General features: G+C 62.0%; 12 protein-coding genes. 7 read left to right on the plus strand and 5 right to left on the minus strand.

The window, feature by feature from the left end:
- The first annotated feature begins 163 nt into the window (after positions 1–163).
- From AWB80_RS38490 to AWB80_RS38510, 5 genes are all read left to right on the plus strand, one after another.
- Positions 164–418, plus strand: coding sequence for an acyl carrier protein (locus AWB80_RS38490; RefSeq protein WP_061179864.1), 255 nt, complete (start codon positions 164–166; stop codon positions 416–418).
- Positions 415–1668 carry an acyl-CoA dehydrogenase family protein gene (locus tag AWB80_RS38495; RefSeq protein WP_061179865.1) on the plus strand — a complete coding sequence of 418 codons (1254 nt, stop codon included), beginning with the start codon at positions 415–417 and terminating at the stop codon, positions 1666–1668. Before AWB80_RS38490 ends, AWB80_RS38495 begins: the two co-directional genes overlap by 4 nt.
- A 4-nt stretch (positions 1669–1672) precedes the next feature.
- Entirely contained in the window at positions 1673–2740 is a 1068-nt protein-coding gene (locus AWB80_RS38500; protein WP_061179866.1) for an amino acid--[acyl-carrier-protein] ligase, read from the plus strand.
- Positions 2737–3741 carry a DUF1839 family protein gene (locus AWB80_RS38505; RefSeq protein ID WP_061179867.1) on the plus strand — a complete coding sequence of 335 codons (1005 nt, stop codon included), beginning with the start codon at positions 2737–2739 and terminating at the stop codon, positions 3739–3741. The genes AWB80_RS38500 and AWB80_RS38505 overlap by 4 nt, the downstream gene beginning before the upstream one ends.
- Before the next feature lie 69 nt (positions 3742–3810).
- Positions 3811–6276: a glycosyl hydrolase 2 galactose-binding domain-containing protein gene (locus tag AWB80_RS38510; protein ID WP_061179868.1), complete on the plus strand. Its 2466-nt coding sequence runs from the start codon at positions 3811–3813 to the stop codon at positions 6274–6276.
- Between the two features lie 3 nt (positions 6277–6279).
- Here the strand turns inward: AWB80_RS38510 and AWB80_RS38515 are convergent, their stop codons facing one another.
- Both AWB80_RS38515 and AWB80_RS38520 read right to left on the minus strand, forming a co-directional pair.
- Positions 6280–7437, minus strand: coding sequence for an L-talarate/galactarate dehydratase (locus AWB80_RS38515; protein ID WP_061179869.1), 1158 nt, complete (start codon positions 7435–7437; stop codon positions 6280–6282).
- 36 nt (positions 7438–7473) lie between these two features.
- Positions 7474–8862 carry an MFS transporter gene (locus tag AWB80_RS38520; protein WP_061179884.1) on the minus strand — a complete coding sequence of 463 codons (1389 nt, stop codon included), beginning with the start codon at positions 8860–8862 and terminating at the stop codon, positions 7474–7476.
- A 150-nt stretch (positions 8863–9012) separates the two neighbouring features.
- Here AWB80_RS38520 and AWB80_RS38525 point away from each other — a divergent pair, with 150 nt between their 5' ends.
- Positions 9013–10044, plus strand: coding sequence for a LacI family DNA-binding transcriptional regulator (locus AWB80_RS38525; protein WP_061179870.1), 1032 nt, complete (start codon positions 9013–9015; stop codon positions 10042–10044).
- Positions 10045–10046: 2 nt separating this feature from the next.
- Here the strand turns inward: AWB80_RS38525 and AWB80_RS38530 are convergent, their stop codons facing one another.
- The 3 genes from AWB80_RS38530 to AWB80_RS38540 form a co-directional block, all read right to left on the minus strand.
- Complete coding sequence (locus AWB80_RS38530) at positions 10047–10985, minus strand: Gfo/Idh/MocA family protein (RefSeq protein ID WP_061179871.1); 939 nt, start codon at positions 10983–10985, stop codon at positions 10047–10049.
- Positions 10986–11094: 109 nt separating this feature from the next.
- A complete protein-coding gene (locus AWB80_RS38535; RefSeq protein WP_160147516.1) occupies positions 11095–14955 on the minus strand; it encodes an enterotoxin A family protein in 3861 nt (1286 codons plus the stop codon).
- 187 nt (positions 14956–15142) lie between these two features.
- Positions 15143–18679, minus strand: a complete 3537-nt coding sequence (locus AWB80_RS38540) for an indolepyruvate ferredoxin oxidoreductase family protein (protein WP_061179873.1) — start codon at positions 18677–18679, stop codon at positions 15143–15145.
- 104 nt (positions 18680–18783) lie between these two features.
- Here AWB80_RS38540 and AWB80_RS38545 point away from each other — a divergent pair, with 104 nt between their 5' ends.
- Positions 18784–19689 (plus strand): LysR family transcriptional regulator, encoded by a 906-nt coding sequence (locus tag AWB80_RS38545; RefSeq protein ID WP_061179874.1) that lies wholly within the window; start codon positions 18784–18786, stop codon positions 19687–19689.
- Positions 19690–19696 lie beyond the last annotated feature (7 nt).

A 19696-nucleotide genomic window follows, 5' to 3' on the forward strand; every position in this document is an offset into this window, starting at 1 on the left:
AAACAAGACAGTAACGCGCGAGGGCGCTTGCAAAGGCGTCTTCACGAGACGCGAACAACAATACTGACTTTGAGTCCCGGAGCACTGCGGCATTCGATAAGAATTCATCGCCGCACTCCGGATTAGCTGCACCGTTGGCCGGGTACAAGGGAAAACATACACAATGAAAACTGAATTGCGTCGCATCCTCGCCGAGTCCGCTCGTCTCGACGTGCCTATCGACACGCTCGCCGACGGCGACGATCTCTATGCCGCAGGTCTCTCCTCGCTCGCCACGGTACACGTGATGCTCGCGATCGAAGACGAATTCGGCATCGAGATTCCCGATCACATGCTTACGCGCCGCCTGTTCTCGAGCGTCGATTCGCTCGCGTCCGCCGTCGACGAATTGCGTCGTCAGCAGCAGGCGGCAGCATGAACGCGCCCGCTCAGGAGCTGGAAATAGCCGAGCTTGCGCAAAGCGTGCACGCGCGCGGCGAAAGCGAGCTGATCGAAGCCGCGAAGCGCGTCGCGGCCATTGCTGCGAAACACGCCGATGCAGTGGACCGCGAGGCGCGCTTTCCCGCAGAAGCGATCGCCGCGATGCGCGATGAACGCCTCTTCTCGGCGATGATCCCGAAAGCGTATGGCGGCGATGGCCTCTCGCTCACCGGCGTCGCGCGCTTGTGCGAAGCGCTGGCGCAAGGCTGCGCATCCTCCGCGATGATCTACGCGATGCATCAGAGCCAGGTCGTGTGCATCGTCGAGCATGGCGTGAACGTCGCGTGGCAGCGCGATTTCCTCGCGCGCATGGTCAACGAGCAGTTGCTGCTCGCATCGGCGACATCGGAAGAGAACATCGGCGGCAACATGCGTACCAGCGCATGCGCGGTCGATCTCGTCGATAACGCGTTTCGCATCGAGAAGCTCGCGCCGACCATTTCCTACGGCAAGTATGCCGACTGCATTCTCGTGACGGCTCGCCGTCATCCGGATGCGCCGCCTTCGGATCAGGTGCTGATCGTCGCTCCCCGCGATACCTTCACGCTCGAACAGCGCGGCACGTGGGACACGCTCGGCATGCGCGGCACGTGCAGCGAAGGGCATCGTCTCGTCGCGAGCGGCATGGCCGAACAGATCCTGCCGACGCCGTTCTCGAAGATCGCCGACGAAAGCATGCTGCCGGTATCGCATACCTTGTGGTCGTCAGTATGGTGCGGGATCGCGAGCGACGCGGCCAACCGCGCGCATCAGTTCTTCCGCAATCAGGCGCGTGGCAAACCCGCGTTGCCGCCTTCGGCTGCGCGGCTCTCGCAAGTGCTCACGCTCATCAAGATGATGCAGGCGCGTCTGCGCGAATCGCTCGCCAATGTCGAGGCCGCGCAGACCGAACGCGCGGCGCGCAAGGCGAGCCAGAGCAATGACGATGACGCGCCGCTCGCGGCGTCGATCGGCATCAACGCGGATCTGAACATGCTCAAGCTGGCGATTTCGCAATCGGCGGTGCATGTCGTGCAGGAGACGCTGATGATCTGCGGCATGGCCGGTTACAAGAACGACACGCCGTTCAGCGTGGGGCGCCATCTGCGCGATCTGCATTCCGCCCCGCTCATGATCAGCAACGACCGCATCGAATTGAACACGGCGAATCTGCTGCTTGCTCAGCGCGCCGCAACGGGAACCATTTGACGATATGAACATGCCGACGGAACAGGCCGCCATGATGCAGGCCGAAGCACAAGCACAATCACAAGAGACTCGGGCACCGTACGACAAATCGGACCTGACCTTGCGCGATCGCCTGATCGAAGCCGGGATTCTGCTCGACACGGGCGAAGACGGTCTCTACGGCCGCAGCGAAGTATTCGAGGATGTCGTCGAGCGTCTCAATCAGGCGATCACGATGCTCGGCGCGGATCAAAAAGCGGAAGTGCTGCGCTTCCCGCCCGCGATGCGCCGCCGCGACTTCGAGGACAGCGAGTATCTGAAGAGCTTCCCGAATCTCGCGGGCACGATCCACTCGTTCCAGGGCACTGACCGCGGGCATCATCGCCTGCTCGAAGCGCTCGACAAGATCGTGCATATCGGCGAGGAAGAAGAGCGTTCCGACGACTGGATGGATCAGCAAAAGCCCACGCGCCTCGTGCTCACGCCGGCCGCCTGCTACCCGATCTATCCGCTCGTCGCGAAGCGCGGCAAGCTCGCCGAAGACGGCGCGACCTTCGATGCGTTCTCGTACTGCTTCCGTCACGAGCCGTCCATCGATCCGGGCCGCATGCAGATGTTCCGCATGCGCGAGTACATTCGCGTAGGAAGCCCCGAGCAGGTGATGGAGTTCCGTCAGAAGTGGATCGAGCGCGGCTCGCTGCTCGTGAATCTGCTCGCACTGCCCTTCGAGATCGATCTCGCCAACGATCCGTTCTTCGGTCGCGGCGGCATGATCGTCGCGGATAGCCAGCGCGCGCAGCAGCTCAAGTTCGAACTGCTCGTGCCGGTCGCCACGCCCGACCGTCCGACCGCGTGCCTCTCGTTCAACTATCACCAGGACCACTTCGGCGAGCTGTGGCACATCAGCCAGGCCGACGATCAGGTCGCGCATACCGCGTGTGTCGGATTCGGCATGGAGCGCACGACGCTCGCGCTGTTCCGTCATCACGGTCTCGATGTCAAAGCGTGGCCCGAGCAAGTGCGTCAGTTGCTCTGGGGCGACAAGGCGCCGCTCATCGAGCAAGGTCTCGCCAGCCTGGGCAGCGAAGCATGAACGCACCCTCGCCGGCAGAAGCCGTGACTCAAGCGCCCGCATCCGCGGACGGCGAGTTTCGTCAGCACGCGCTGCATCGCGAAGAGCGCGTGTGGCTGGAGACGAACTGCTACGTCGACTTGTGGATCGAACTGCTGAACCACTATGGCTGCGATCCGCATGCGGCGCTCGGCTTCACGGTGACGCAGGCGTTCGAGGGCGATCAGTTCACGTTCCCGAAGTTCTCGCTCGACGATATCGCGCGGCTCTACGGCCTGCAGGCCCAGGAGCTCGCGATCTACGACACGCTGGAAGCGCACGTGCGTGAGCAGACGCGGCGCGGGCAGATGGTGGTGGCCGAGATGGACTCGTACTATCTGCCCGATACGCGCGCGACCGCGTACCGGCAGACGCATACGAAGACGACCATCGCCATCGACAAGATCGATACCGATGCGAAGCGCATCACGTACTTCCATAACGCGGGCTACTTCGCGTTGTCGGGCGAAGACTACGATGGCGTGTTCCGTCTGCTGCCCGGCCTCGCAAGCGATGTGCACGCGCTCTTCCCTTACGTCGAGTTCGTGAAGCGCGCGCGCGCACCGCTGCAAGGCCAGGCGATGGTGCAACGCTCGGTCGAACTGCTCGCGTTGCGGCTCGTGGAGCACCCCGCGACGAACCCGGTCGCGCAATGGCGTGCAGCATTTCCCGAGCACTTGCGCGCGATGCTCGAACGCGACCCTGCGTACTATCACCTCTACACGTTCAACGTGATGCGTCAGCTCGGCTCGAACTTCGAGTTGCTGTCGAAGTATCTCGGCTGGCTGAACCGGCACGGCGTGGAAGTGGCGAGCGAGATTCAAGCGAACGCGCAGTCCATCGCCAGCGAAGCGATGGTCATGCAGTTCCGTCTCGCGCGCGCACGCATGCGCTCGCGCATCGATCCGTGCGAGGACTGTCTCGAATCGATGCAGGCTGCCTACGACAGAGTCATCGAGCCGCTCGCCGCGCGCTTTCTCTGAACGCCGAAGCCGCGCTGTCAACGCGCGGCTTCGGTGTCGTTCATCGGATTCCATCAACGAGGAAGGTTCATGCAGGTCTTGTCCGCGCACGCGCCGCGGCGTCTGTCCGAAGGCTGGCAGTGCGTGAGCACGCCCGCGGGCGCATGCGCCACGCCCGCATCGCTCGATACGTTCGCGCAGTGGATCGACGCGCCCGTGCCCGGCACGATCGCATCGGCCTTGCGTGCGTCGGGCGTGAGCGATGAAGCGCTCGCACAACCGTTCGCGCACGCGGATCACTGGTATCGCGTGAAGCTCTCGGGAAACGGCAAGCGCCGTTTGCGCTTCAACGGACTCGCGACCATCGCGGAGATATGGCTCGACGATCGCAAGCTGTTAGATACCGATTCGATGTTCGTCGCGCATGATCTCGATGTCGATCTGAACGGCGATCACATGCTGCATCTGTGCTTTCGCTCGATCGCGCCCGCGCTCGCGGCAAAACGTGGACGCGCGCGCTGGCGTCCGAAGCTCGCGCAACCGGCGACGCTGCGCAACGTGCGCACGACGCTGCTCGGGCATATGTCCGGATGGTGCCCGACGATTCAACCGGCGGGGCCGTGGCGCGCAATCGAATTGATCGGCGAATCGCGTAGCTGCATCGACAACGTGGACATGCAGACGCGCATCGATGGAAACGACGGCCTTCTGGATATCGCCGTGCGCTTCTTTCATGCGCAAGAACACACGCCGGTCACGCTGCAATGCGGCGAAACGCAAGCCACTTTGAAATGGCAGGACGCGCATACGCTCACGGGCCAGGTGCGCGTGCCGAACGTGCGTGCGTGGTTTCCGCATACGCACGGTGAGCCGTCGCTTTACGCCGTGAAGCTCGGCGATATCGCGCTCGGCGACGTCGGCTTTCGAACGATCGAAGTCGATCGTGGCGCGGATAACAAGGGCTTTCAGCTCGTCGTGAATGGCGTGCCCGTGTTCGCGCGCGGCGCGTGCTGGACCTCGGCCGATATCGTCGCACTCGATGCGCCGCGCGAAAAGCTCGACAGCATCTTCAGGCTGATGCGCGACGCTGGCCTCAACATCGTTCGCGTGAGCGGCATCACGCTTTACGAATCCGACACCTTCTACGAACTCGCCGACAAGCACGGCGTACTCGTATGGCAGGACTTCGCGTTCGCGAACTTCGACTATCCCGACGACGAAACCTTTCGCGGCAGCGTGCAGCGCGAAGCCGAGCAATTTCTCACGCGCACGCGCCGCTTCGCGTCGCTTGCGGTACTGTGCGGCGGAAGCGAAGTGCATCAGCAGGCGGCGATGCTCGGCCTGCCTTTCGACGCGTATCAGCAACGCCTCTTCACCGAACTCTTGCCGAATGCGATCGCCGCGCGGCGGCCTGATGTCGCGTATGTCGTGAATTCGCCGAGCGCGGCGCCCGGCGACACTGAATCGATGCCCTTCAACACTCGCGGCGGCATCACGCATTACTATGGCGTGCCCGCCTATCAGCGCTCGTTCGATGACGTCCGTCGCGCGCAAGTGCGTTTCGCGTCCGAGTGCCTCGCCTTCGCGAACGTCCCCGATGATGTCGCGTTGCGCGCGATCCCGAACCCGCGTGCGCACGAACCGCGCTGGAAAGCAGGCGTGCCGCGCGATCCCGGCTCCGCATGGGATTTCGACGATGTGCGTGAGCACTACATGCACTCGCTCTATCGTCTGGATGTGCCGCGTCTGCGTTATGAAAATCCCGAGCGATACCTGGAACTCTCACGCGCAGTCGTTGCGGATGTGATCGGCGCGGTGTTCTCGGAATGGCGTCGCGAGGGATCAACTTGCGCGGGCGGCATCGTATGGAATCTGCTCGATGTGCGGCCGGGCGCGGGCTGGGGCGTGATCGATGTGCTCGGCGTACCGAAGAGTGCGTTGCATGGACTCGCACGCGTGTTGCAGCCCGTGCAGGCGCTGATTCTGGATGAAGGACTCGATGGCCTCGACGTGCATCTCGTCAACGAAACCGCGCGCGAAATTCGGGCACGCGTCGAACTCGTCTGTCTGCGTGATGGCGCGGTGAAGGTCGCGGGCGGCTCGCGCGATCTCGTGTTGCAGCCGCGCAGCGTGCAGCGCGTGTCGTCGAATGCGCTGATCGGCGCGTTCTTCGATATTGCGTATGCGTACCGCTTCGGCCCGCGTGCGCACGATGCGACGCATGTCGTGCTGCGCGATACGGACACGGGCGCGGTGCTATCGGAAGCGTTTCATTTTCCCGATCCGTCGGTTGGCGAGCGGCGCGATATCGGCCTGCATGTCGCCGTCGAGAAAGATGACGACGGCTGGAGTCTCGTCGTCGGAACGGATCAGCTTGCGCGCTGGGTGCATGTCGTCGATCCGAACTACTACGCGCGGATCGACTGGTTTCATCTCGCGCCGGGCAGCACGCGGCGCATTCCGCTCGTTGCGCGGCACGCGAACGTACGCGCCGCGCCCGAGGGCGATGTGTCCGCGATCAACGCGATCCGCAGCGCGGCGTATCGCGCTCGATGAAACTCACGCACGCGCGCCGATCTCGGCTTCCTGCGCGGTCCATCCCGCGACCCGATCGCTCAGCGTCAATCCGAGGCCCGGCCGCGTCGGCACGATCATGCGGCCGTCGCGCGTTTCGAGCCGTTCGTTGAACAAAGGTTCGAGCCATTCGAAATGCTCGACCCACGGCTCGCGCGGATAGCACGCCGCGAGATGGACGTGCAGTTCCATCGCGAAGTGCGGCGCGAGCATCAGACCCGCATGATCCGCGAGCGCCGCCACCTTCAGGAACGGCGTGATGCCGCCGACGCGCGGCGCATCCGGCATCAGGTAATCCGCGCCGCGTTGCCGGATGAAGTCCCAATGCTCGGACACGCTCGTCAGCATCTCGCCGGTCGCGATCGGCGTATCGAATTGCGCGGCGAGTGCAGCGTGGCCTTCGGCGTCGTAACAATCGAGCGGCTCTTCGATCCAGATCAGATTGAACTGCTCGAACGTTCGGCACATGCGCTGCGCGGTCGGACGGTCCCATTGCTGGTTTGCATCGACCATCAGCGGGAAGCTGTCGCCGAGATGCTTGCGCACGGTCGCGACGCGATGAATATCGAGCGCGCAATCCGGCTGGCCCACTTTCAGCTTGATCCCGCCGATGCCCTTCTCGCGCGACGCGTCCGTGTTCACGAGCAGTTGATCGAGCGGTGTATGCAGAAAACCGCCCGACGTGTTGTAGCAGCGCACGGAATCGCGATGCGCGCCGAGTAGCTTCGCGAGCGACAGATTCGCGCGCTTCGCCTTCAGATCCCACAACGCGACGTCGAATGCGCCGATTGCCTGCGCGGCCATGCCACTGCGCCCCACCGATGCGCCCGCCCACGCCAGTTTGTCCCACAGGCGCGCGATATCGCTCGGATCTTCACCGATCAGCACCGGCGCGATTTCCTTCGCATGCGCGAACTGGCCGGGACCGCCCGCCCGCTTCGAATAGCTGAAACCGAGGCCGCGATGACCGTCGGCCGTTTCGATCTCGACGAACAGCATCGCGATTTCCGTCATCGGCTTCTGACGGCCCGTCAGCACCTTGGCGTCGCTGATCGGATTGGCGAGCGGAAGAAAGGTCGACGCGATGCGAATCCACTTGATCTGATCGTGCGATGTTCCGTTGATGAGCGAGGTCGTGTTCATGAAGCGTGTCCTTTGAAGAAGTGAGTGCGTGCGCGTTCAGCTGCCGTGGCGCGGTTCGAGTGTTGCGGGCGCGCTGCGCTCGCCGGATGCGCCGTCGCGCTCGTCCGGGTCGAGCCGCTGCAGCTTGCCGACAATCACGAGATACGCGAACGCGCCGATTAGCGAGAGCGACGCGATATAGGTCAACGCGACTTCGAACGAGCCGGTCTCTTTGATCATCCAGCCGATCGCGAGCGGCGTGACGATGCTCGCCAGATTGCCGCAGAAGTTGAAGATGCCGCCGCTGATGCCCATGGCGTGCTTCGGCGATACATCGCCGACGATGCACCAGCCGAGATTGCCCACGCCCTTCGCGAAGAACGCGATCGACATCACGAGGATCACGACGGAGGTCGACTGCACATAGTTCGCGACGACGATCGAACTGGACAGCACGAGGCCGAAGATGATCGGCGTCTTGCGCGCGGCGGTGAGCGAGAAGCCGCGCTTCAACATCCAGTCCGACCACACGCCGCCGATCAATCCGCCGACGCAACCCGCAATCGCCGGCAACGCCGCGACCAGACCGACCTTGAGGATCGACATGCCCTTCGCTTCGATCAGATAGGTGGGGAACCACGTCAGAAAGAACCAGGTGATCGACGTGAGACAGAACTGGCCGATGTAGATGCCGATCATCATGCGGTTCGCCGCAATCGCGCTGACCTGTTTCCACTTGAACGGCTGCGGGCTGTCGCCCATTTTCGGCAGACCGCCGCCCGCCGCGATGTAATCGAGTTCGGCCGCATTCACGCGATGATCGCGCTGCGGCTCGCGCACCGCCTTGAGCCACCACAAGCCGATCAGAATGCCGACCGCGCCCGTCGTATAGAACACGTAATGCCAGCCCCACGCGCTGACCGTGTAGGTCATGATCGGCGTGAAGACGGCAAGCGCGAAGTACTGCGCAAGCTGAAAGACGGACGTAGCGAGACCGCGCTCGGCGCTCGGAAACCACATCACCGTGAGGCGGCTGTTGCACGGAAACGCGGGCGATTCCGCGATGCCCATCAGGAACCGCATCACGAACAGCGCGACGAACGCCGACGCGAACAGATGCACATAGCCCTGCATGAACGTGAGCGCGGACCACACGATGAGACTGACGCCCAGCACCATGCGCGCGCCGAAGCGATCGAGGATCAGGCCGCCCGGAATCTGCATGCCCGTGTACGCCCAGCCGAATGCGGAGAACGCGATGCCCATCGTCAGCGCATCGAAGCCGAGTTCGTGACGCATGCTCGGCGCGGCGATCGACAAGGTCGCGCGATCGACATAGTTGAACACGGTGACGATGAAGATCATCGCGAGGATGAGCCAGCGCACGTTAGTGCGCTTCGTATTGGGCAGTGCGGTTTCCAAGGCGTCTCCTGAGTCTGGCGGCATCGATATATGCACTGGATGATACAATGATTGCGCAATCATTCAAGCATTTGTGATTGCGCAATCATCATGGTTTACACTGACGCCGCTGCGCGTGATCCGGCGCGTGGTCTAATTCGATGATTGAACGGGAGCGCGCACGGGACGATTGAGATGGTGAAGAAACTCGAACGAAAAACTGCCGTATCGGGCCCAGGCGAAAGCGTCACGCTGATCGATGTCGCGCGCGTGGCCGGCGTCGCGCCGATGACCGTCTCGCGCGCCCTCAACCGTCCCGAACTCGTGCGCAGCGACACGCAACGCAAGGTGCTCGAAGCGGTGCGCAAGACCGGCTATGTGCCGAACATGCTGGCTGGCGGACTTGCGAGCAGCAAGAGCCGTCTCGTCGCGATCCTGTTGCCGACGATTGCGAACTCGATCTTCTCCGACACCGTACAGGCGCTGATGGACGGCCTGACGTCATCGAACTATCAGACCTTGCTCGGCCTGACCGCATATTCGCCCGAGCGCGAGGAAGCGCTCGTCGAGGCCATTCTCGGCCGCCGTCCCGATGGCATCGTGCTCGCCGGAACGAGTCACAGCAAGGCGACGATCGAGCGGCTCACGAAGGCGCGCATTCCGGTCGTCGAGATATGGGATCTGACGGACAAGCCTATCGACATGATGATCGGCTTCTCGCATGAGGCGGTGGGCAAGCAGGTCGCGCAACATTTGCTGGCGAAAGGGTATCGCAGGTTCGGGATCGTGTCCGTCGACGATCCGCGCGGCTTGCGGCGTTGCGAAAGCCTCAAGCGCGAGCTGACGAAGCATCGTGTCGCGAAGCCCGCGTTCGAAGTATTGCCCGCGCCCGCGACCTTGCAGGCGGGGCGCGAAGGATTGAGCCGCATGCTGGAATCGGGTGCGCCTGAAATCGTCGTGTGCAGTTCGGATACGCTCGCGCAAGGCGTGCTCGCCGAAGCCGCGAGCCGCCGCATGGACGTGCCGCGCGATCTCGCTGTGATGGGTTTCGGCGATCTCAGCACGGCGGCGCATGTCTACCCGGCGCTGTCGACGGTGCGCATCGATGGCGCGACCATCGGCATGAAGGCGGCCGAAGCGCTGCTGCAACGCTTCAATGCCGATGCGCCGCCCGCCGATGTGCGCATCGATACCGGCTTCACCATCATCGAGCGGCAGAGCACCTGAGGTCAGCGGCCGAACGCTTCCGTTTCGATGCGTCGTCCGGTGAGAAACGCATCGGCGACGAGACGCAGCGGACGCACATCGACATCGCTCGACTTCGTTTCGATGAGCGCGTGAAATTGCTCGTATAACGCGGCGTATTCGCGTTCGCGCCCGAGATCGATCTCCTTGCCCGCGATGGACAGCCGCTTGCCGCCTTCGCACATCGACAGGCGGCCCGCGTCGGTATCGATATCGATATCCCACTCTTCGACGGGACCGTGACGCCAGTCGAACACCGCGCGTACCGGCGCGCCATTGGTCGCGATGCAATCGAGTTCGGCTGCGATCGGCGTGGACGTATCGCTCGGTACCGTGAGCGTGGCCGCGCGCAACGCGACTTCGTGCGGCAGGATGCGCGTGACGATCGACAGCGCGTTGATGCCCGGATCGAACACGCCGAGGCCGCCCGGCTCCCAGATCCATTGCTGTCCCGGATGCCAGCAGCGCACGTCTTCCCTCCAGCGCACTTCGACGGATCGAATCGCGCCCGCCTCTTTCGATGCGAGCCAGGCGCGCGCCGGTTCGACGGCGCTCGCCGCGCGCGAATGCCACGAAGCGAACAGCGTGCAGCCACGCGCCCGTGCGATGTCATGCAAGGCTTCGACTTCGCTCACGCTCGCGCCTGGCGGCTTTTCCAGCATGACGTGCTTCCCTGCTTCGAGCGCGGCCAGCGCCTGCGTGTAGCGCACCTGAGGCGGCGCGCATAGCGACACGGCGTCGAGCGCGGGCTCGGCGGCGAGCAGCGCGTCGATATCCGGATAGTTGCGCACGCCTTCGACGCTCGCATTGCGGCTCGCGCACGCGACGAGTTCGAACCCCGACTGCGCGGCGAGCGCGGGCAAGTGCTGATCTCGCGCGATCTTGCCTATGCCGACGACGGCGAGCTTATGAACGCCTTTCATGCGATGTCTCCTTTGACTCCGCGTTTGTTTGCAAGCCTAACGATAACGCTTTTTGACCCGGCGCAACATCAGCGTCTCGCGTCCCGTCGCGAGAATGTCAGCGTCGTCCTCACGCGGGCTCGGCGAAACTCGCTGCAAGTCTTGCACGCGCGTCCTCGCGTTCTCTGATCTTCTGCCAGACATCGTCCCGAATCCGCTCGCCCCTTGCATTGGAATAGCCGCCATTGTACGTTCCTGCGGTTTCAGCGGTCGGAAGTGTCTCGTCGTAGACAAGCTCTCCACCTAGTGTACGGACTTCAAGGTGGTTTGGGCCAACTACGGTTGCGTAGAAACCGTCGCGGAAGAGCAAGGCAGCACGATGCTGATCCAACCACTGAACGGAATGTCTCAGGTCGGTGAGGTCAAACGTAAGGAAGTTTGGCTCGAATTTCCCCCAATTTCCTTTGAGCCGACTCCCCGGCACTTCAGTAACGAAGTTAGTTGCCCCCTTAGGCAGCGCGGTATCCGGATCCTGTTCAAATCTATACATTTGTTCTGGCGTGCCCGGAAACGACCCCCGACTGTATGTATTGAGATGGGAAAATGAAGGCAATACCCGCGCGCCGCTCCTATCCGTGAATTTCCAGCTCGAGCGAGACCCGGCATCATAGTCCGTCAGGAACGGCGTGTACCAACTTTTCCCGACTGTCAAATACCTCATATCCTGAAGATGCATGATGTGATTTCCAATGATCTGGAACACACCGTTCGTGTTGCCCGCTCTGGAATAGACCGAGCCGACAAAGAGAGAACCATTCGAATCAACGCGCAAGACCTTGCTGTAATTTTTTGGATAGTGGAAGCGTCCATCGGCGCCCATCACAAATTTGGTGGTGTTGCCTGCGGCATTCGCGCTGCTTTCCCTTCCGACATAGACGTTGTCGCCGCGATCGGCATATAAGATATACGGCGTTCCATCACCGCCATACGCCCGAATGGTCATAGGTCCTCGATACTCTTTTCCGCTCTCGATATCCTTCGCTCTGTGTTCGAGTTTCATCAGCGCATCGTTGTAGAACTCGGCTTGCGCAATATTCGGATCCTGCTTGAGAGCGAATCCAACTTCCTTGCTGCCTCTAAAGACAGGCGTGACAAACGATTTGTGGGATTCATCCTTCCAGGCGGAGCTGTTCATCGGAAACCGCGCCAGTTGAGGCTGCGCCCCTGCCGTATCTGTGAAACTAAAGATGTTCCATCTGTACGCGGGATTCAGACTCAAGGCGCCTACGTGTCCATCCTTTACTGGCCACCAACCCATGATCTGCGTGTGAAAAATGCGCCCCATTGCGGCGAATTCATGTTCGTCCGGATACAAGGTATTTTGCTCGCCCAGGCTGGCGTTCACGTCTACCATGTTGGGGGATGGCGCAACAGCATAGATGTAGCCGCTTGTCGACTGAAGGGCAAGGCGTTGGAGTGCGACCCTCGAGGTCGCGAACGTGCCCAGATACCCCGCGCTATCGATGTCTCGCCCATGAGAGGCCACATCGAAATTGTGAGTCTGCAGGTTAACGTCGCGCAGAGGGGTCTGACCGGCGCTGAATCCACCCTGTTTCTCTAAGTCGGCCGGCGTGATCGTCGATGGGCGCAGCAGCATCCATGGTTTGTAGTTCGACTGTTCGTTGGTTGAACGCTTGAATTCCACATGCGTCATCGCGCTCTCAGTCGAAGGACGGCCGAAGTCCGGTTGAGGGGGAATGTCCGCCTGCGGCAGCGCAAATTCGTGATCGTTCGTGGCGTTAGTCCTGCGTGCTGCTTCATCCAGCGTGACGTTCGCTGCCGGTGACAACCCGATTGGATTGTTCCCGGCCAGCGTCACGCCTCCCCCGATATGGGCTACGCGAGTGTCGGCATACCAGGTTGTCGTTGCGTGATGAATGCCGCCATCGAAAGAGTAGCCATTATCGTAAATTCCGTGCACAGCGGCGGCCAGGCGTTCGAAATTCGCGTAGTGAAACGCTCCGTGGTTTGAGTCGTAAAGTTCGTATTGGTCGCGCTCAAATTGGTTGGAAGGATGCAGCCTTTGCACAAGGATCGGATGGCTGCTAACCGGTACATCGGATGATGTGCCCGGTGAGGTGGCTGGTCTTCCAACGCTCAGATCGATGACGGCCATATCGTTTTCGAGGCCCATCGCGGCCATGTCCGACGTATACCCTCCGCCGAAGTTTGTTCTCAGTTCGCTGATCAGATCATTCGCGCTCTGAATGTCGAGACTTCCGCTGTGGCGGATACGATTCCGCAGGTCAGTGACGGAGGCTGATTGATACTGGTCGTGCAAGGCAGTCATAGCGCTGACTGTCTTTCGCTTGCGTCCCGGAGAGTGCAGTTCGTCATCTATCGACCTGGTCGCCGCCTGAAGACCTGCGTCATTCTGGGCGGCTCTTGTCAAGACATAACTGCCAAAGGTCTCTTCGGGTTCGCGAATGCCCTCCCTCCCCCATCCACGACTAAGCATCCCATCGATCGAAAGGTTATTCGACCGGTCCGCGCTATCGTGGTAGAAATGATAGTCAGATGCGTCCTCCGGTGGTCCAATACCGGCCGAGCCCAGTCGGGCCGGAAGGGCCGGCGCTGGCGCATTACCCGGCTGAGCCCGTCGGGAATATATCTGAGCGAGGAAGGGGGCAAGCCGATATTGAGTATCTGTGTAGGCGGAATTCATGTACTGACGGAACGCCTGGCTCGCATGCTCCCAATTCTGATATTCAAATGCACCGTTGTTGGGATCAAAGATCGCGTAAAGTCCATCGTTCTCCCGCTGTACGGCTATTGCATGACCGTAATCTTGCCGGTTAGGCCCCACCGTCGATTCCAGGCTTAGCTGAATGTAGGCGAGATCGTTGGGGCTCAGGCGGTCGTGGAGAGCCCCGAGCATCGAATCGATGCGCGCGTCTCTTGTCTGATGTGCGTCGTTGAAAAGTCGCGGTGGATTTGCGGTGTATTGAGCGAAACTCAGCGAGTTACGATTGGTCTGAAATCGATCGATGCGAGAGAACATATCGGCGCGATCACCCGACCTGCTTGTGGCATCCGTGCTCATCCCGTTGGCGACCGTAACCAGCGAGGGCGGGTTTGTCTCGGTTGACCTGTCGACGCGGCGCATGGCCTCTCGCACCACGCCCTCGCACATCCCTCCGGCTTCATAGCCGCGCGTTTGTTCGTAGTCGGCCTGATCGAAGCGTGCCGAAGCGATCGCGTTCGTCTGCAAAGCTTGTCCGCCACGATTGTCGCGAAAACCCTCCGGACATTTGCCAACGCACGCGCCGCGGGCCGTCCGCGTCGTTTCGGCGTCTGCCCCGGCTGCGACTTGCATCGACGGAGGGGCTGGCAAGCGTGTAGAAATTCCGCCGGACTGGACCTTCGGTCGCTGCGCATTGCCTCCGTCGTCGGAGGCGGATGAGCGCGCAGCGCCCGCCGCGCCGGTGGTCAGGTCACTCTTCTCCTTGCTCCCGACAGGCGATGGAACCGAGGTCTGATTCGATTCGTCCGTCTTCGCGTGGAACTGCGTCGTCGTGACGGACGAAACGTGTGAGGCCGCGCCGAATGTCTCATCCGAACTGGATTGCGCTGTGCCGATCTGCCCGAGCGTCGATCGACACGCGTCGACCTGCCCCGCTGAAGCGGCCGTGCCGGATTGTCCGGAATCAGTGCTGTGCGCTCGATCTGCGGGGTCGTGATTGCTCTTCGATAAAGTCGATCCGGATGTGGCTACGGGCGAGTCGTTCGTGGTTGTTCCTGCACCGTCGCCCGAAGAATTCGTTGCATCAGTTGAAGATGCGCCCCCACTACTGTTGGCATCCTTGTTGTTATCGGATGGTTTCGGCGCGTCACCAGCCGACGACCCGTTAGTGTTCTGATTGTATTGTTGGCCCGAAGAGGAATCCTGCACCGGCGCAGGGGCTACAGACGTTGCGTTCGAGACATCCATTTGAAACTCCCGACTGGACATTCGTCTTGCATCGACGAGACGACGAGAGAGCCATCGCACCTGCAACGACTTCTCGCGTAGTAATTCCAGTCAGTGTCCGGTCAGCCTCCTTCCCCGTGTGGTACTCCGCTAGTGTTTCTATAGCATGTCTCGAGTTTCGAACACTGAAACGCGGCGCGTAAGACGCTCAAGCCGTCGCCGCGATTTCAACTGACGAGCGATAACGCGCGATCAGGCGTTCACGTTTGCTGTCTACCGCCGCCATGTTGCGCTCCTTCACATGGCCGAAGCCGCGAATCTCGTCGGGCAGCTTCGCTAGTTGCAGCGCGGTATCGAGGCGCGCTTCATCGAGCGTCGCGCAGAATTCATCGACCAGTGCGATGTAATCCGCGATCATCCGGCGCTCCGTGCGGCGTTCGGCCGTCTTGCCGAACACATCGAGCGACGTGCCGCGCAGCGCCTTCATCTTCGCGAGCACGCGAAACGCGGGCAACATCCACGCGCCGAAGCGCTGCTTCACGAGATGACCGCGCTCGTCGCGCTTCGCGAACAGCGGCGGCGCGAGATGGAACATCAGCTTGTAATCGCGGCCCGGCTCGCCTTCGAACTGCTCGCGCAGCTTGTCGAGATACGCGGGGTCCGCATAAAGACGCGCGACTTCGTACTCGTCTTTATAGGCCATGAGCTTCCCGAGATTCACCGCGACCGCTCGCGTGAGCGGCAGCTTCGCGTTCAGCGGCTTTTCCTTTTCGCGGATGCGCTCGATCACGCTGCGATACGTCCGCGCATACGCCGCGTTTTGATACGCCGTCAGCAACGCTTCACGCGTGGCGATCACATTCTCCAGCGACTCGGGCATCTTCATCACGATCGCGTGTTGCGCGGGCTTGATGAGTTCGCCCACGCCGTGTTGCGCGACGAATCGTCCCCAGTCGAACGCGAGCAAGTTCTTTTCGATCGCCACGCCGTTCAGTTCGATCGCACGCTTCAGGCTCGCAAGTTCCAGCGGCAACCAGCCCTTCTGCCACGCAAAGCCGAGCAACAGCGGATTCGAATAGATCGTGTCGCCGAGCAGCTTCAGCGCGAGCGCGTTGGCATCGATGAAGGCACAGCCCGCGCCGATGCTGTCCGTCAGCGCCTGCTCCGTCTGCGTCGCGGGAAAGGTCCACTGCGCGTTGGTGACGAACTCGGCCGTCGGGGTCGCGCCGCTATTGATCGCGGCCTGCGTGATGCCGTGCCGCGTGCGCGAGAGCACATCGTTCGATGCCGACACGATCGCATCGCAACCGATCACGAGGCGCGCCTCGCCCGTCGCGATGCGCGTCGCATGCAGCGCCCGCGGCTCGGGCGCGATCTGCACGTGGCTCAGCACCGCGCCGCCTTTCTGCGCGAGACCGGCCATATCGAGCACGGTCACGCCCTTGCGCTCGATATGCGCCGCCATGCCGATCAATCCGCCGATCGTCACGACGCCCGTGCCGCCGACACCGGTCACGAGAATGCCGTACGGCTTCGACAACGCGGGCAACGCAGGCGACGGCAAGCTGTCGAAATCGGGCTTCGCGCCCGCAGCGGCTTTCGGCTTGCGAACCTGCGCGCCTTCAGCCGTCACGAAGCTCGGGCAAAACCCGTTCACGCACGAGAAATCCTTGTTGCACGACGACTGATTGATCTTGCGCTTGGTGCCGAGCGGCGTGTTCAGCGGCTCGACGGACAGGCAGTTCGATTGCACCGAGCAATCGCCACAGCCTTCGCACACGGCGTCGTTGATGAACGCGCGGCGTGCCGGATCGGGATAGGTGCCGCGTTTGCGGCGACGGCGCTTTTCCGTCGCGCAGGTCTGATCGTAGATGAGAATGGTCGTGCCTGGCGTATCGCGCAGTTCGCGTTGCACGCGATCCAGCTCATCGCGATGATGCACGTTCACGCCTTCCGGCAATGCGATCTTCGCATCGTATTTCTGCGGCTCGTCCGTCACGATGACGATGCGCTTCGCCCCTTCCGCATGCACCTGATGCGCGATTTGCGGCACGGTCAGCACGCCATCGACGGGCTGGCCGCCGGTCATCGCCACGGCGTCGTTATAAAGAATCTTGTACGTGATGTTCGCGTTCGCCGCGATCGCCGCGCGCACCGCGAGCAAACCCGAATGGAAATACGTGCCGTCGCCGAGATTGACGAATACGTGCTTGTCGCCCGAGAAATGCATCTGGCCGATCCACGCAACGCCTTCGCCGCCCATCTGGCTGAAGGTCTCGGTCTTGCGGTCCATCCACATCGACATGTAATGGCAGCCGATGCCCGCGAGCGCGCGCGATCCTTCGGGCACGCGCGTCGACGTGTTGTGCGGACAGCCCGAGCAGAACCACGGCTTGCGTTCGACATCGACGCGCGGCTTGATCGCTTCGCGCTCTTTCGCTTCGATGGTTTCGACGCGCGCGAGCATGCGGGCGCGCACATCGTCGGGAAGATCCGCACGCGAAAGACGCCGCGCGATGGCCTTCGCGATCAGCGCGGGCGATAGCTCGTAATGCGCGGGCAGCAGCCAGTCGCCACGCGGCACGGACCATTCGCCGCCTTCGTTGTCGCGTTCGTCGAACTTGCCGTAGATGCGTGGCCGTACGTCCTCGCGCCAGTTATAAAGCTCTTCCTTCAGCGCGTATTCGAGAATCTGCCGCTTTTCCTCGACGACGAGAATCTCTTCGAGACCCGTCGCGAATGCGCGCGCGTCCTGTGCGTCGAGCGGCCACACGCAGCCCACTTTCAAGACGCGCAGGCCGATCTGCGCGCAGGTTGCATCGTCGAGACCGAGATCGACGAGCGCCTGACGCACATCGAGATACGCCTTGCCCGCCGTGATGATGCCAAAGCGCGGCTTGTCCGAGTCGAGCACGACGCGATTCAGCTTGTTCGCGCGCACATAGGCCAAGGCCGCGTACCACTTTTCGTCGAGCAGACGCGCTTCCTGCGCGAGCGGCGAATCGGGCCAGCGGATATTGAGGCCGCCCTCGGGCACGGCGTAGTCGGTTGGCGTGACGATTTCCACGCGGTCCGGATCGAGATCGATCGATGCGGTCGATTCGACCACGTCGGTCACGCATTTCATCGCGACCCACAGGCCCGAGTAACGGCTCATCGCCCAGCCGTGCAGGCCGTAGTCGAGATACTCCTGAACATTCGACGGATACAGCACCGGAATGCCCGCCGCGATGAACGCATGATCCGACTGATGCGCGACCGACGACGATTTCGCCGCGTGATCGTCGCCCGCGAGCACGAGCACGCCGCCGTGCTTGTCGGTGCCTGCGGAATTCGCGTGCTTGAAGACGTCGCCGGTGCGGTCAACGCCCGGACCCTTGCCGTACCACATGCCGAACACACCGTCGCGCGTCGCGCCGGGCCACAGATTGACCTGCTGCGTGCCCCAGATCGAGGTCGCGGCGAGATCCTCGTTGACGCCCGGTTGAAAGACGATGTCGTTGTCCTTCAGATGCTGCTTGGCCTTCCAAAGCGACTGGTCGAGCGCGCCGAGCGGCGAGCCGCGATAGCCCGAGATGAACCCGGCCGTGTTCAGCCCCGCCCTGCGATCGCGCGCTTTCTGCAGCATCGGCAGACGCACGAGCGCCTGCGTGCCGCTGATATAGACGCGGCCTTTCTCCAGCGTGTATTTGTCGTCCAGCGAAACGTCGGCGGCGGCTAGTGCGGAGCGATCGGGTGCATTCATGGGGGCGTGTCTCCAGATTCGGGAATGGTCTTTTTTGGCGAGTATAGAAAGCCGACTTGCTATCGTAAAATCACGAATAAACAACTCTGGTATTCGAAAATCAGATGGCCTTCGATCTCACGCTCCGGCAATTGCGCTATTTCGTGGCCGCCGCGCAAACCGGCCAGTTCTCGATGGCGGCGGCGAACGAGCACGTGTCGCAATCGGCGATCACGAACGCCGTCCTGGCCCTCGAAAGCGCGCTCGACACGAAGCTGTTCGAGCGCCTGCCGCAAGGGGTCGCGCTGACGCCCGGTGGTCAGGATTTCCACAACCATGCACGCCGCGTTCTCGATGCCGCGCGTGACGCGCTGCACAAGACGCCGTTTCGTTCGCACGACATGCGCGGCGTTGCGCGCATCGCGGCGTCCTATACGGTGCTCGGGTATTTTTTGCCGGAATTGCTCGCGCGCTTCCGTGCGACGTATCCGTTTATCGATTTCGATCTGCGCGACATGGAGCGGCCGCAGATAGAAGACGCGGTCGCGAATGGCGATGTCGATATCGGCGTGGTTCTGCTATCGAATCTGCAGCGGCCGAATCGCTTCGACAGTCAGGTGCTGATGCGCTCGCGGCGGCAGTTGTGGGTCGCGCCGTCGCATCCGCTCGCGCAGCAGCAGGCGGTGTCGTTGAAGGATATTGCCGAGCATCCTTATATCCTCATTACCGTCGATGAAGGCGAGCAATCGACGATGCGTTATTGGCACAAGAAGCGCATCGAGCCGAATATCGCGTTTCGAACGAGTTCGATGGAAGCGCTGCGTGGACTCGTGGCGCACGGCTTTGGTGTCACGGTGCTGTCGGATATGGTCTTCAGACCGTGGTCGCTCGAAGGCAAGCGCATCGAGGCGCGGCCGGTAAACGATGCCATTCCTCACATGGAAGCTGGCATGATCTGGCGCAAGGGCGCGACGCTGAGCACGCCTTCGACGGCCGTGCAGCAGTTTCTGATTCACGCGTGCGGGGGTTAGCACGCGT

Origin of the sequence: Caballeronia pedi (assembly GCF_001544915.2) — a bacterium.
GTDB lineage: Bacteria > Pseudomonadota > Gammaproteobacteria > Burkholderiales > Burkholderiaceae > Caballeronia > Caballeronia pedi.